Annotated in this window: 14 protein-coding genes; 5 read left to right on the plus strand and 9 right to left on the minus strand. The window is 67.2% G+C overall.

The features are described 5' to 3' along the window. Positions 1 to 8 precede the first annotated feature (8 nt). Together H1R19_RS03580 and H1R19_RS03585 are read right to left on the minus strand one after the other, a co-directional pair. Entirely contained in the window at positions 9 to 815 is an 807-nt protein-coding gene (locus tag H1R19_RS03580) for a lytic transglycosylase domain-containing protein (protein ID WP_372631601.1), read from the minus strand. Positions 816 to 1,033: 218 nt separating this feature from the next. Then, positions 1,034 to 2,344 carry a PQQ-binding-like beta-propeller repeat protein gene (locus H1R19_RS03585; protein WP_219850586.1) on the minus strand — a complete coding sequence of 437 codons (1,311 nt, stop codon included), beginning with the start codon at positions 2,342 to 2,344 and terminating at the stop codon, positions 1,034 to 1,036. 121 nt (positions 2,345 to 2,465) lie between these two features. Here H1R19_RS03585 and H1R19_RS03590 point away from each other — a divergent pair, with 121 nt between their 5' ends. The 4 genes from H1R19_RS03590 to H1R19_RS03605 are packed head-to-tail and all read left to right on the plus strand — an operon-like array spanning position 2,466 to position 4,827. Beyond that, entirely contained in the window at positions 2,466 to 2,939 is a 474-nt protein-coding gene (locus H1R19_RS03590) for an anthrone oxygenase family protein (RefSeq protein WP_219850587.1), read from the plus strand. Between the two features lie 37 nt (positions 2,940 to 2,976). Beyond that, positions 2,977 to 3,339, plus strand: coding sequence for an ArsR/SmtB family transcription factor (locus H1R19_RS03595; protein ID WP_219850588.1), 363 nt, complete (start codon positions 2,977 to 2,979; stop codon positions 3,337 to 3,339). Beyond that, positions 3,336 to 4,424 carry an ACR3 family arsenite efflux transporter gene (arsB, locus tag H1R19_RS03600; protein ID WP_280527228.1) on the plus strand — a complete coding sequence of 363 codons (1,089 nt, stop codon included), beginning with the start codon at positions 3,336 to 3,338 and terminating at the stop codon, positions 4,422 to 4,424. The genes H1R19_RS03595 and arsB overlap by 4 nt, the downstream gene beginning before the upstream one ends. Further along, on the plus strand, positions 4,417 to 4,827 hold the full coding sequence (locus H1R19_RS03605; protein WP_188329465.1) for an arsenate-mycothiol transferase ArsC: 411 nt from the start codon (positions 4,417 to 4,419) through the stop codon (positions 4,825 to 4,827). The genes arsB and H1R19_RS03605 overlap by 8 nt, the downstream gene beginning before the upstream one ends. A gap of 23 nt (positions 4,828 to 4,850) precedes the next feature. On the opposite strand, the gene H1R19_RS03610 is transcribed toward H1R19_RS03605, so the two are convergent. Continuing rightward, positions 4,851 to 5,336, minus strand: a complete 486-nt coding sequence (locus H1R19_RS03610) for an ArsI/CadI family heavy metal resistance metalloenzyme (RefSeq protein ID WP_188329727.1) — start codon at positions 5,334 to 5,336, stop codon at positions 4,851 to 4,853. 99 nt (positions 5,337 to 5,435) lie between these two features. Here H1R19_RS03610 and H1R19_RS03615 point away from each other — a divergent pair, with 99 nt between their 5' ends. Next, entirely contained in the window at positions 5,436 to 5,795 is a 360-nt protein-coding gene (locus tag H1R19_RS03615; RefSeq protein ID WP_219850589.1) for an Rv2640c family ArsR-like transcriptional regulator, read from the plus strand. A gap of 55 nt (positions 5,796 to 5,850) precedes the next feature. On the opposite strand, the gene H1R19_RS03620 is transcribed toward H1R19_RS03615, so the two are convergent. The 6 genes from H1R19_RS03620 to betT form a co-directional block, all read right to left on the minus strand. Next, a complete protein-coding gene (locus tag H1R19_RS03620) occupies positions 5,851 to 7,173 on the minus strand; it encodes a VOC family protein (protein ID WP_219850590.1) in 1,323 nt (440 codons plus the stop codon). After that, entirely contained in the window at positions 7,170 to 7,664 is a 495-nt protein-coding gene (locus H1R19_RS03625; protein WP_219851511.1) for an RNA polymerase sigma factor, read from the minus strand. The genes H1R19_RS03620 and H1R19_RS03625 overlap by 4 nt, the downstream gene beginning before the upstream one ends. Before the next feature lie 97 nt (positions 7,665 to 7,761). Continuing rightward, entirely contained in the window at positions 7,762 to 7,905 is a 144-nt protein-coding gene (locus H1R19_RS03630) for a hypothetical protein (RefSeq protein WP_244970859.1), read from the minus strand. 53 nt (positions 7,906 to 7,958) lie between these two features. Next, the gene (locus H1R19_RS03635) at positions 7,959 to 9,539 is read right to left on the minus strand and encodes a GMC family oxidoreductase (RefSeq protein WP_219850591.1); all 1,581 of its coding nucleotides are present in this window, start codon (positions 9,537 to 9,539) and stop codon (positions 7,959 to 7,961) included. Next, a complete protein-coding gene (locus H1R19_RS03640; protein ID WP_219850592.1) occupies positions 9,536 to 11,080 on the minus strand; it encodes an aldehyde dehydrogenase family protein in 1,545 nt (514 codons plus the stop codon). The genes H1R19_RS03635 and H1R19_RS03640 overlap by 4 nt, the downstream gene beginning before the upstream one ends. Beyond that, positions 11,077 to 13,266: a choline BCCT transporter BetT gene (gene betT, locus H1R19_RS03645; RefSeq protein WP_244970860.1), complete on the minus strand. Its 2,190-nt coding sequence runs from the start codon at positions 13,264 to 13,266 to the stop codon at positions 11,077 to 11,079. The genes H1R19_RS03640 and betT overlap by 4 nt, the downstream gene beginning before the upstream one ends. Positions 13,267 to 13,392 lie beyond the last annotated feature (126 nt).

Raw genomic sequence — 13,392 nt, forward strand, 5'->3', positions numbered from 1 at the left:
GGGGACGATCAGTACACGCGAGCGAAGCCGAGGACCTTGTTCACGTAGTCCATCGAGTTGTTGTAGCGCAGGACCGCGGTGACCAGCGACGACGGGTCGCGCAGGTCGAGGTTCCCGTCGCACAGGTAGTTCGCGGTGGTCAACGCGGCGTCGAAGATGTTCTGCGGGTCGGACTTCCCGTCCTTGTTGCCATCGGCGGCGTACGCCTTCCAGGTCGACGGCAGGAACTGCATGGGGCCGACTGCGCGGTCGTAGGCGGCGTCACCGTCGAGCTGGCCGCCGTCGGTGTCGTTGATGACCTCGTTGCCCGCCAGGGTGCCGTCGAGGCGCGGGCCGAAGATCGCGCTGCGCAGTGCGCCGTCGGGCGCCACGTTGCCGTGGTCGGCGTGATGGGACTCCACCTTGCCGATCCCGGCGATGACCTTCCAGTCGATGTTGCATCGCGGGTGGGTGATCTTCACGGAGTTCGCAGCGGCCTCGTAGGCGTCGTAGTTCGTCGCAGGCACCGCACCGGTGGTCACACTCGCGGGGCGCACCGGGGGCGGCGGAGCGATCGGATGGGCCTCGACCACGGGTGTGACCGTGGGAGGCGTCGTCGTGGAGTCGACGCTCGACTGGGGAGCGGAGACCGGGGTGGGGGCTGCGGTGTGGCTGGACAGCTCCGCGCCGGCAGTGGCGGCGCCGGCGAGGACGCCGACCGGCAGCAGGGCCGTGGCCCACAACGCTGTCCGTCTCTTCTGCCGTGGCCCGAAGTTCCGTGGCCCGAGTTTCCCCCGTGGCCCGAATTTTCCCCGTGGCTTGGAGTGCTTACCCAAAACTGATCGACCTCGCGTGTACATCTGGTGGTTCGTGCTCTCTGAACCGGACCGACCGTACACCTCAATGTGAGCAAAGCGTTATGATCCTGTGATCAATAATGGTCTGGACGCCGACGCTGCTTTGTGTCTATGCAGGTAAGCGAAAAATCGGGACATCTCTGTGAGACGGGGCACATACGGTCCCGAAACAGGTCCCGGCGGGCCGTCGGAAGTCGTCAGTTCGGGCGCAGAAGAGACAGGGTGCTGCCCTCGCTGACCACGATGTAACCGTCGAGCACGCGGATCAGACCGGGGGTGGTCAGGCTCTGTTCCCAGGCCACGGTGTTCTCCGGGGTGAGCGCCGTCAGCACGCCCTGATTGGCGACGATCATCGTGGTGCCCGTGGACCCGACGCACGCGGGGTTCGCGAGGATCGGCTGCTCCGGTCCCGGCGGGGGCCCCATGCCGACGTGCCGGCCGTCGGCGAGCGCGTAGGTGGTGCGCGAGCCGTCACGGAGACCGAAGTTCACCAGCGACCCGCAGGAGACGGCGTTCGCCTTCGACAGTTCGGTGTCGCTGATCTGCCACAGGGCGCCCGACCGCGCCGGGTCCCGGACCTCGTACTGACCCTCCGCGGCGAAGATGCGGTTGGCGGCGTTGAGTACCGGCAGCGTCGACGGCCCGGCGAGCACCTGGAGGCCGTCGGCCTCGGCGACGGGGTCCGGGTCGACGCGCCCGTTGACGGTGGCGTAGGTCACCACCCGTTCGTTGCCGTACTCCTGATGGTGGACGGCCACGCCGGTCGGGTAGAGCCGGATGGTGCACTGGTCGCAGCCGATCCGGTCGTCGCCGGTGGTCGGGTTCACCAGGTGCTGGCTGGCGTCGGCGGTCTTGACGATCACGATGTCACCGGTGACGTCGATCTCGATGACCGGAGCCGCGAACGTACGGGCCCAGATGCTGTTGCCGCTCGGCGTGTTCAGCGAGACCTGATGTCCCACCTTGTTGACGCGCAGGAAGTTGGTGCCGAGTCCCTCCACCTTCTTGGTGTCGGAGTACTCGGAGGTCTGGGTGGGGACGCCGGCATCGTCGACGAGGTAGAAGCCGTCGTCGAGCAGGTTGCCCAGCTGGACCGCGCATCCCACCTGGCCTGCTTCGTTGACCGCGCAGTCGCCCTGACCCGCGTTGACGGGGCTGTCCCACAGCATCTTTCCGGTGCGGCGATCCACCATCGCAAACGAGCGGCCCAGGCCCGACGGATAGGAGATGAGCCAGCCCTCGTCGGAGGTGTCGGCAACCTCGATCGTGACCTCACCGCGGTAATCGGGCAGGTCCTCCTGGCCGACGATGGTCCACCCGATGGTGGGTGCACGGTGATAGTCGCGCAGCTCGCCGTAGGCGTAGTCGGCGTTGTCGACCCGCGAATCGCCGCTCGCGAGAACCACTCCGCCGGTGATCAGCAGCGCGGCGCAGAGGAACAACACGACGGTCCCGATGCCGAACGGCAGGCGCGCGGAAAGGGTCCGGGCGCGGGAGCGAGAGGACATGGCTAAGAGTCAACCATGGCCGCTGACGGACGGTTCGGGGCCCGGTGCCGTCGGGGCCGGACCGCGAATCGCCGGCGATATGACCATGGCGTTTCGAGGCCGGACACGGTGAACTGGTCCCATGGATCTGCTGCGGGACGTCTTGGTGACGTTGACGGTCGTGACCACCGGGCTCAGCGCCGGCGTACTGGCCGGGTTCGGCTATGCCGTGATCCCCGGACTCACCCGCGCCGGCGCCGAGATAGCGGTCCCTGCGATGCAGCGGATGAACAGGTCCATTCTCAACCCGCTGTTCGCCGTCATCTTCGGCGGCGGCGTGGTGTTCGGCGTGCTGAGTGCCTGGACGTCATGGGACACCGGCTTGCGATGGTGGGTGGTCGCGGCGACACTCCTGACACTCCTCGGTGTCGTCATCACGATGGCGGTCAACGTTCCGGCCAACAACCGCCTCGACGCCGCCGGTGACGTACGAGGAGAGGAAGCGGTCCGGATGTGGTCGGAGTTCACCGCCGTCTGGGTGCCCTGGAACATTGCGCGATCTCTGCTGACCACCGCCGCGGTCGCGGTCCTGGTCGCCGGTCTGCTCGTGGGATGACGTCCTGAACTGAATCGACGTGTGTCAATATTGACAGGTGTCGAATAAGAATGTGCTCCTCTCACCGGCCCGCGGCCTGAGTGGTGACGAGATCGGGGCTGTCACCCCGTTGTTGAAGGCGCTCGCGGACCCGGTCCGGTTGCGGTTGCTGTCGGAGGTTGCCGCGCACCCGGGAGGGGAAGCGTGTGTGTGTGACATCTCCGGACCGTTCAACCTGTCGCAACCGACGATCTCGCACCATCTCAAAGTGCTCCGGGAAGCAGGCCTGGTGACCAGCGAGCGCCGGGCGACCTGGGTGTACTACCGCGTGAACACCTCTGCGCTGCAACAACTGGCCGGCCTCATGGACAGCCTCGCGTCGGTGGTGGGGGAGTCCCGCTCGTGCGAGGCGGGCCAGTGAACACCGCCGACACCGCGGTCGCGGGCAAGTTGTCGATGCTGGACCGGTTCCTGCCGGTGTGGATCGGCGCGGCGATGGTCGCCGGACTGCTGCTCGGCCGGGCTGTCCCGGGTCTGGGAGACACCCTGGCGTCGGTAGAGCTCGACGGCATCTCGCTGCCGATCGCCCTCGGACTGCTGATCATGATGTACCCGGTGCTGGCCAAGGTGCGCTACGACCGACTCGACTCGGTCACCGGTGATCGTCGCTTGCTGCTCGGGTCGCTGGTGCTCAACTGGATCATCGGACCGGCATTGATGTTCGCGCTGGCCTGGCTTCTGCTTCCGGACCTGCCCGAGTACCGCACCGGACTGATCATCGTCGGTCTGGCCCGATGTATCGCCATGGTCATCATCTGGAACGACCTGGCGTGCGGCGACCGCGAAGCCGCTGCGGTGCTGGTCGCCCTGAACTCGGTGTTCCAGGTGGTGATGTTCGCCGTGCTGGGCTGGTTCTATCTCTCGGTGTTGCCCGGCTGGCTCGGCCTGGAGCAGACGACCATCGACGCCTCGCCGTGGCAGATCGCGAAGTCGGTGCTGATCTTCCTCGGAATCCCGCTGGCCGCGGGCTATCTCACCCGACGCATCGGCGAACGGACCAAGGGCCGCGAGTGGTACGAGTCGTCGTTTCTGCCGCGCCTGGGTCCGTGGGCGCTCTACGGCCTGCTGTTCACCATCGTCATCCTCTTCGCGTTGCAGGGTGAGCGAATCACCTCTGAGCCCTGGGACGTCGTGCGGATCGCTGTACCGCTGCTGATCTACTTCGCGGTGATGTGGGGCGGTGGGTTCGTTCTCGGCGCCGCGATGGGATTGGGGTACGAGCGCACCACCACACTCGCGTTCACCGCCGCCGGCAACAACTTCGAGCTCGCGATAGCCGTCGCGATCGCCACCTACGGTGCGACCTCCGGCCAAGCCCTCGCCGGGGTCATCGGACCACTCATCGAGGTCCCGGTCCTCGTCGCCCTCGTCTACGTGTCCCTCGCACTGCGGAAACGCTTCACCGCAAACACCAACTCAACCGGGGAGCGCGTTCGCCATGCCTGAACCCATCGATGTGCTCTTCGTGTGTGTGAGCAACCGCGGCAAATCCGTGATGGCCGAACATCTCACGCCGACGGTCACCGATCGGATCGCGGCGTCGTCCGCTGGAACCGGTGCGAAGATCGGCGGCCAGGTCAACGAACTGTCCGCCCGGGTACTCGCCGAGGTCGGTGCCGACGTCGCCGGACATCAACCGCGGCAACTCACCGACGATCTGATGCGCGCAGCGGATCTGGTCGTGGTGGTCGGCACTGCCGACGTCACCGCACCGGAGGGCATTGCCCTCGAGGTGTGGAACACCGACGAACCCTCCGAACGTGGCATTGACGGCATCGAACGGATGCGCCTGATCCGCGACGACATCACCGACCGGATCCGCGCCCTCACCGACCGCATTACGCGGTAGGCGAGAGCGCGAGCTGCGGCTCGTCAGCAGCAGGCTGTGCGCGCCTCGGCCGGGTCGGCGGAGCTGCCCCCACAGCACGCCGGACCTTTGTCGGCGTCATCGACGGCGTTCTGTTCCAACAGTTTCGGGCTGGTCCCGAAGGTGTCGGAGTCGGCGAGCACGGTGTAGACCTCCCACTTCTCGTTCGCCGGCCCGGTCACCCACACCTTGTCCTGGGTCGCGAAACAACAGGTGGAGTTGATCTCCTCCTGCGTGAACAGGCCCTCGCCGGACAGCCGGGCGATCTCGGCGTGCACCTTCTCGCTGGATTCGACCTCGACGCCGAGGTGGTTGATCGTGCCGCCTCGGCCGGGATTCTCCAGAAGCACGAGTTTCAGCGGAGGCTCGACGACCGCGAAGTTGGCGTACCCCGGCTTACGTTTGGCCGGGGCGGTGTTGAACAGCTTGGAGTAGAACTCGATCGCGGTATCGAGATCATCAACGTTGAGCGCGAGCTGCATACGGGACATGGCCATCACCTTCACCTCTGAGACATATATCTAACTACGGTCACCATGCAGAGTGCTCACCTTTTCGACATATGTCAATAAGGCGGGTACGGTCGGGTCATGCCGAAGACCTTGCCGATGGTCGATATGAGTTCCCCGATCTGTTGCGCGCCGGTGTCGGCGGCGCCGCTCGATGACGATGCCGCGCTGGAGATCGCCTTGCGGCTCAAGGCGCTTGCCGACCCTGTGCGGATCAAGCTCGTCTCGATCCTGCTCGCGGACCACGGCGGCGGCATCTGCACGTGCGACCTCGCGGCCGCGGTCGGACTCACCGAAGCCACGACGAGTCACCACCTGGGTCAGCTGCGCAAAGCGGGCATGGTCACACCCGACCGGCGGGGGATGAACGTCTACTACCGCGCGCGGCCGGACTCGCTGAATGCACTGCGCAACGTCCTCAGCGCCACCCCGGGGTGCTGAACCGGACGCCCCGACCAGCAGCGGGCTCGGCTGTCGTCGCTCCATCGGTCCTGCATCAGAACAACTGCCCGAGGTAGAACTCGGCCCCCTGGTCGTCGGTGCACCGTGCCGAGATCCCGTAGGGGGCGGTGCTCGGTTCCTCCAGCACGGTTCCGCCGGCGGCACGAACGCGTTCGACGGCCGCCACGACGTCGTCGGTCACCCACATCGGGACCGCCACCGATGTGTCGGCGCCGCCGGCGATCCCGACCTGGGGACGGGAGTCGTCGGCCTCCCAACCGTCGTCGATCCGGCCGCCGTGGAACGTCCAGCCGAGGACCGTGCCGTAGAAGGCGCGGTAGCGGACGCTGTCGGGGGTGAGGACGGTCAGATAGGTCATCGCGCCGAGGTTGCGGGAGTGCTGGTCGGGCCGGACGTCGCCGGGTTCGGCGGCGTACACCGCGAAACGCACGCCCTGGTCGTCGACGGCATCGATCACTCGTCGACCATCCGGACTCGACCCGAACTCGCCGCGTCCGCCGGCCGCGACGATGCGCTCGTACGCGGCCTCGAGGTCGTCGACCGCGTAGGCGCAGAACACGGTTGGCACACCCTCGATCTCGAAGACACCCAACCGGTGTCCGACGTTGGTGACCCGCCGGCCCTGCGGATCGAACTGCCAGCCGAGGACGCTGCCGTAGAAGCGGCGTGCGCGCGTCGCGTCGGGTGTGTTGATCGACATGTAGCCGATGTCGCCCTGGTGAATCCGGTTGGACAGCTGTGTCTTCGACGGCCCGCTCAACATCCAGCGATGCCCGAACGGGTCGACGATGACCGCTGTGCGGGCGCCGTATCCCTCGTACGGTTCGCGGGTCACTGCCGCGCCGCCACGGGCCGCGGTCGCGGCGGCGTCGTCGGTGTCGTCGACGGCGAGCATCAGGCTCACCGACACGTGGCCGGGCGCGGGGGAACGGAGACCGAGGTCGGGAAACTCGGCCGCGAGATAGATTGCACCACCGCCTATCTCCAGTTCGGCATGACCGATCACGCCGTCTTCCATGACGATCGGTTCGCCGCGCAGGCGTGCACCGAGATTGTCGATGTACCAGTCGATCGCCGCCTGGGGTTGGGCCACGACCAGATAGGGGAGGGCGCCGGGGCGTTCGACGACGCTCGGGGATTCGGCCGAGGTCGCGACAGCCGGCTCGTCCAGTTGGGTTGCGGTGGCCATGATGACTCCTTCGGGTAGTGATGCCCCGCGCTCGAGCCGGTCGCGCAGTGTGGCTGCGAAGCCGGCGTCGGGTGCGACGGGTGCGTCGAAACCAGGGGTGTCGGCGGCGCGCAGGGCGTGCAACGGCTCCCGCGACTCACCGAACCTGGTGTTGTTCCGGGTGCTCATACGTGACCCCCTCTCCCGCTGGTCTGAGGTTGTTGTTCGGGGTAGGCGGCACGGAACGCCCGCTTGGCCCGGGTGAGCAGTGCCTCGGTTGCCCCGACCGTGCGGTCGAGGATCTCGGCGCAGTCGGCCACGGGTAGGTCGTCGACGTAGCGCAGCGTCAGTACCGAGCGGTGGATCGGCGACAGTTGACCGAGTGTCTGGTGGGCGACCAGCCGGTCGAGTTCGGTGTCCCAGGGGTCGTCGCGCTGCTCGGGTAGCTCGTCGACCGGTTCGGGGGTGCGCTGTGCGCGCCGCCAATGATCTGCGAGTTTGTGGCGGGCGATGCCGATCAGCCACGGCGTGCTGGGTTCGGTGGTGCGATGCCGACGGACGGTGTCCATCGCGGCCAGGAAGGTTTCGGAGGTGATGTCCTCGGCGGTTCGGCGGTCGGGGCATCGTCGGATGACGAAACCGTAGACTGCCGGCAGTGCCTGGTCGTACACCGCCAGCAAACCCTCTGGTCCCTGTCCCCGGAGACCCGTTTGGTTGCTCACACCCTCATCGTCGTCCGTGGGCCCCACAATCCGACGGTCGATCGGAAAAGTATTTCTACGTGGCCGATCGGGTGGTGCCGGTGATGATCTCTTCGACGACGGCTCGCGGCGCGTCGAGCGACACGAACGTCAGGGCGTCGGGCACCTCGACGAAGTGCGCATCGGGGAACACCGCGGCGAAGCGTCGCCGGTGTGCCACGGTGAATCAGCGATCGTCGCGCCCCAGACGAAGCGGACCGGAAGTATGACTGTTCAGCGGCTCCCCGCGACCAACTCCGCGCACCGTTCGCCGACGAGCATGACGGTGATGTTCGGGTTCACCGTCGTGTGCTCGGGGAAGACCGACGCGTCGGCGACCCGCAGGCCGGCGACGCCCTTGACCCGCAGTTCGGGGTCGAGTGGCGACAGCTCGTCGTCGGGCGGACCCATCCGGACGGTGCCGACCGGGTGGTAGACGGTGTTGTGTGTGCGGGTGATGTAGTCGGCGAGTTCGGCGTCGCTCGTCGTGTCCGGTCCCGGATAGAGCTCGCGCGCAACCCATTCCGACAACGGCGCGGCAGCGGCGATCTCGCGTGCCTTGCGTAGGCCCGCGATCATGATGCGCATGTCGTAGCCCTCGACGTCGGTGAAGTACCGGGGGTCGACGCGCGGCTTGTCGCGGAAGTCGCGGGAACGCAGGCGAACCGTGCCCCGTGATCGGGCGTGGGTGACGTTGGGGGTCAGGCAGAAGGTGTTGTCGCTGGTCGGATAGCCCTGGCGCAGCGTGTGCATGTCGAACGGGACGCTGCCGTAGTGCATCATCAGGTCCGGCCGGTCCAGGTTGTCATCGACCGTGGTGAAGATCCCTGCCTCCCACCACTGCGTGGACTCCTGCGTCATCGGCTTCTTCGTCTCGAAGCCGATGACACCCTCGGGGTGGTCCTGGAGGTGCTCGCCGACGCCCGGCGAGTCCACCAGGACGTCGATCTCGTGCTCGCGGAGATCGTCGGCCGGGCCGATCCCGGAGAGCATCAACAGTTTCGGAGAATCGATCGCGCCGGCGGACAGGATCACCTCACGGTCGGCCCCGATGCGCGTGGTCCGCCCGAAGGCGTTGTCGGTGATGTCCACCCCGACGGCACGCAGTTCCCCGTCGACGTTGTCGATGACGATGCGCTTGGCCCAGGAGCCGGTGCGGACGGTCAGGTTCGGGCGGTCGAGATGCGGATGCAGGTAACTCACCGACGACGACGCGCGGACGCCGTCGGGACGCCGGTTGATCTGGAAGAAGTTCGCGCCGTTGACAACGGTGGTCCCGCTGTTGAACTCGACGCGCGGGATGCCGACCGACTCACACGCGTCGAGCACCGCGACGCCGCACGGGTCGTTCGGCGGCACGGACATGATGTGGACGGGTCCGCTGCGACCGTGGTGATCACCGGGCGCGTCGTTGGTCTCGATCTGCGGGTAGAGGCGGTACAACTCCGCCGCCCCCCAGCCGGCGCAGCCGAAGTCCCGCTCCCACGAGTCGAGATCCTCACGGGGCGCCCAGAAGGCGATGCAGCTGTTGTGAGAACTGCACCCGCCCAACACCTTCGCGCGTGCGTGCCGCATGAAGTCGTTGCCGTTCTCCTGCGGCTCGATGGGATAGTCCCAGTCGTACCCTGATTCGAGCAGCTCCATCCACCGGTCGAGACGCAGTATCGCCTCGTCGCCGACATCGGAGGGTCCGGCCTCCAGGAGGCACACGGTGACCGACGGGTCCTCGGAGAGGCGCGACGCCACCGCCGCCCCGGCCGAACCGCCCCCGACGACCACATAGTCGTAGGTCTCGGTGCGCTGGGCGTTGCTCACTGGTTACTCCCTCGCTGGTCGTGACCCCGGCCCTGTTCGTCCCTGTCGGCGAACCAGCCGGTCACTCCCGGCCGGAGGTTCTCGTACACATGCTTGGTCTCGCGGTATTCCGCCAGACCCGACGGCCCCAGCTCACGCCCGAAGCCGGACTGCCCGTAGCCACCCCACTCGGCCTCCGGTAGGTACGGCCCGAAGTCGTTGACCCACACGGTTCCTGCCCGAACACGCGCAGCGATCCGGCGGGCGCGGGCGGCATCGGCCGACCACACCGCTCCGGCCAGGCCGTACACGGTGTCGTTGGCCAGCGTCACGGCCTCGTCCTCGGTGGTGAAGGTCTCCACCGTGACGGTGGGTCCGAAGGCCTCGTCCTGCACACACGCCATCGAACGGTCGGCGCGATCGATCACGGTGGGAAGGTAGAACCAGCCGTCGTCGAGACTGCCCGATCCGTGATCGCCGGTCGCGAAGGCCCCGCCGGTCCGGATGATCGCGCCCTCGGCGCGCGCCTGTTCGACGTAGGCGTGCACCTTGTCCCGGTGCGCCTCGGAGATGAGAGGGCCGGTCTCGGTGCCCTCGGAGTAGGGGAGGCCGAGCCTGATCTGTTCTGCGCGGCGGACCAGTTCGTCGACGAACCGATCGTGGGCCGACTCCTCGATGATGAGGCGTGCGCCGGCCGAGCAGACCTGACCGGAGTGCAGGAATGCGGCGTTGAGGGCGTTGTCGACGGCGGCGGCCAGCAGCTCGTCGGTGGCGCAGGCATCGGCGAACACGACGTTCGGGTTCTTGCCGCCGAGTTCGAGCGCCACCTTCTTGATGGTCGCGGCGGCCTCGCGGGCGATGACCCGGCCGGTCACCAATCCGCCGGTGAAGGAGACCAGATCGACGTCGGGGTGCGACGACAACGGTGCGCCGGCCCCGGCGCCCGCACCGAGGACGAGGTTGGCGACGCCGGCCGGGAGGCCGAGACCGTCGAGGACCTCCATCAGCAGGATGGAGGTGTGCGGGGTCAGCTCCGCGGGTTTGAGGACAAAGGTGTTGCCCGCGGCGAGTGCCGGAGCAACCTTCCACGCGGCCTGCAGTAGTGGGTAGTTCCACGGCGTGATGAGTCCGCATACGCCGACCGGTTCGTGGACGATCCGCGAGTCGGCATCGGGGGAGCCGGCGTCGACCACTCGACCGGCGTCGGACGCGGCGAGCTTGCCGAAGTAGCGGAAGCAGTTCGCGATGTCGGTCATGTCCAGGTCCGACTCGTACGGCCGCTTGCCGGTGTCCAGGGTCTCCGCTCGGACGAATTCATCTCTGCGGGTGTCGATCTGGTCGGCCACTCGGAGAAGCAGGTCGCCGCGCTCGGCGGCGGGCGTGGCACTCCAGCGGCCGTCGTCGAAGGCGCGGCGCGCGGCGGCGATGGCGGCCTCGGTGTCGGCGGCGTCGGCCTCGGCCACCACTCCGACCACTGAATTGTCTGCTGGACAACGGATCTCACGGGTCTCCCCGGATGCGGCGGCGCACCACCGGCCGTCGATGTACAAGGTGTCGCTCATGGAGCAGCTCCTTCGGGGGTGGAATCGGGTGTGTGCGCGTCTGCGACGGTGACCGCGTCGGGGTCGGCGTCGGGGTCGGCGTCGGGATCGGCGTGGTCGTGGTGGTCGGCGGCCGCATCGCGGAGGTGGAGATAGCCGAGATGCCGTTCGTACTGGTCGAGGATGTCGCCGATGATCTGCTCTCGGGTGTACCCGGAAAGCGAATAACCTTGTGACCCTTCGGTGAGGTACACCTCGCAACGGAAGTACCGGTCGTCCGAGCGCTGCGAACGAACCGCGTATGTGGGGGTCGGCGCGGAGACCGGCCACACGCAGTACTCGAATCGTGCGACCTCGGCGAGCTCGACGATGAGGCGGGGCGACGGCAGGCCCTCGTTGGTGGCCGACTCGTCGACGGTCGCGGTGATGCCCTCCCTGCCGAACTGTTCGGCCACCTCGATCATCGCCGGGATCACCGACGAGGTGATGAACTTGCGCGTCGCGGTGCGGCCCGAGAAGCGGAGCGTGCCGATGAGTCGTTGTCGCCAGCTGCCGTGTTCGGTCGGCCCGCGACCGACGGCGATCACCTTGGGCAGGGTGGTGCGGTAGCTGTCGAGTTTGACCGACTCGTTGCGCACGGCTCGCAGCAGTGAGACGCCGATCAGGCCGAGGACGAACGAGAACGGCAGGCCCATGATGACCGTGGCGGCCTGCAGCGTGAGGATCGACCCGTCCGCACCGCCGGCGAAGAGCATCGAGAGCGTCAACAAGCCGATCGCCACCGACCAGAAGATGCGCAGCGGCTGCGCGCAGTCGGCCATCGGGTCGGTGAGCCTGCTGGTGAAGTTGCCCATCACCAGCGACCCCGAGTCGGCGCTGGTGACGTAGAACAGGAGACCGGTGATGGTCGCGACGCCGATGAGCAGCGTCGAACCCGGGTACTGCTCGAGCAACGAATAGAAGCCCGCCTCCGGGGTCGATGCCGTCGTCTCGGCGAAGTCCTGGTCGCCGCGGGCCACGGCGAGTGCGCTGTTGCCGAAGATGGAGATCCACACCAGGATGAAGCTGAAGGGCACCACCAGAACGCCGAACACGAACTGCCGCAACGTACGTCCGCGCGAGATGCGGGCCAGGAACAGCCCGACGAACGGCGCCCAGGCGACCCACCAGGCCCAGAAGAACAGCGTCCAGCCGTCGACGAAGGCGCGGGCGTCGTTGCCCGGCGGCGGGTTCACCTGATCCCACGCGAAGGTGTTGAGGGTGCGGTCGGCGAAGGTCGAGACGTAGTCGCCCGCGTTCTGCACCAGCCCGTTGAGGAGGAAGTCGGCGTCCTTGGCGACGGTGATGTAGATCAGCATCGCGATGGCGAGGATCACGTTGATCTCCGACAGACGCCGGATTCCCTTGTCCACACCGGATGTCGCCGAGGCTGTCGCGATCACCACCGACAACACGATGAGCCCGATCTGCGCCGCCTTGCCCTGCTCGATGCCGAAGATCTCGTTGAGCCCGAAATTGAGCTGCACGACGCCGATGCCCAACGACGTCGCGATGCCGAAGATGGTGCCGAGGACGGCCGCGACGTCGATGGCATCACCCCAGCGTCCTTCGATGCGTTTGCCGAAGATCGGGTAGAGGGCCGCCCGGATGGTCAGCGGGAGGTTGTGGCGGAACGCGAAATACGCCAGAGCGCCACCCATCAGCGCATACATGGCCCAACCGGTGATGCCGTAGTGGAAGACGGTCCAGGTGACGGCCTCGCGTGCGGCGTAGTTGGACTCCGCGACACCGGTGGGCGGGTTGAGGAAGTGGGTCACCGGCTCGGCGACCGAGAAGAACATCAGGTCGATGCCGATTCCGGCGGCGAACAGCATCGACGTCCAGGTGAACAGGCTGTACTCGGGACGGGACTCCTCCGGGCCCAACCGGTAGCGGCCGTACTTGCTGAGGCCGAGGAACACCACGAGCCCGACGATGGCGGTGGCGAGGATGAAGTACCACCACCCGAACCAGCGGGTGATGAAGTCGCGGACGTCGCCGATGACCGTCTCGGCGGTGTCCGGGGTGGCCAGCGCCCAGATCGCGAAGGCGAGGACGATGACACCCGAGGAGATGAACACCGTCCAGTTGACCGAACTCAGCCGCGACGGTGCCGGGCCTTCGGGGGCGTCGGCGGATGTGGACAGACGACTGGCGTCATCACTCATGAACTACGAACCTAGTCCGATCGGGGGCCGTCGCGGGCGGATACCCGGTCGATCCGGCGCATCGGCGATCTGGCATGGGGCCGCCCCGCGGGGTCCGTTCGCTCTCGGCGTACTGAGAGGGGAACA

The organism is Gordonia jinghuaiqii (assembly GCF_014041935.1).
In the GTDB taxonomy this organism is placed as follows: domain Bacteria; phylum Actinomycetota; class Actinomycetes; order Mycobacteriales; family Mycobacteriaceae; genus Gordonia; species Gordonia jinghuaiqii.

Excerpts from the sequence above, each read along its gene's own strand:
- H1R19_RS03585 (WP_219850586.1), bottom strand. The coding sequence starts at position 2,344 with ATGTCCTCTCGCTCCCGCGCCCGGACCCTTTCCGCGCGCCTGCCGTTC.
- H1R19_RS03590 (WP_219850587.1), top strand. The coding sequence starts at position 2,466 with ATGGATCTGCTGCGGGACGTCTTGGTGACGTTGACGGTCGTGACCACC.
- H1R19_RS03605 (WP_188329465.1), top strand. The coding sequence starts at position 4,417 with ATGCCTGAACCCATCGATGTGCTCTTCGTGTGTGTGAGCAACCGCGGC.
- H1R19_RS03610 (WP_188329727.1), bottom strand. The coding sequence starts at position 5,336 with ATGTCCCGTATGCAGCTCGCGCTCAACGTTGATGATCTCGATACCGCG.
- H1R19_RS03615 (WP_219850589.1), top strand. The coding sequence starts at position 5,436 with ATGCCGAAGACCTTGCCGATGGTCGATATGAGTTCCCCGATCTGTTGC.
- H1R19_RS03620 (WP_219850590.1), bottom strand. The coding sequence starts at position 7,173 with ATGAGCACCCGGAACAACACCAGGTTCGGTGAGTCGCGGGAGCCGTTG.
- H1R19_RS03640 (WP_219850592.1), bottom strand. The coding sequence starts at position 11,080 with ATGAGCGACACCTTGTACATCGACGGCCGGTGGTGCGCCGCCGCATCC.
- betT (WP_244970860.1), bottom strand. The coding sequence starts at position 13,266 with ATGAGTGATGACGCCAGTCGTCTGTCCACATCCGCCGACGCCCCCGAA.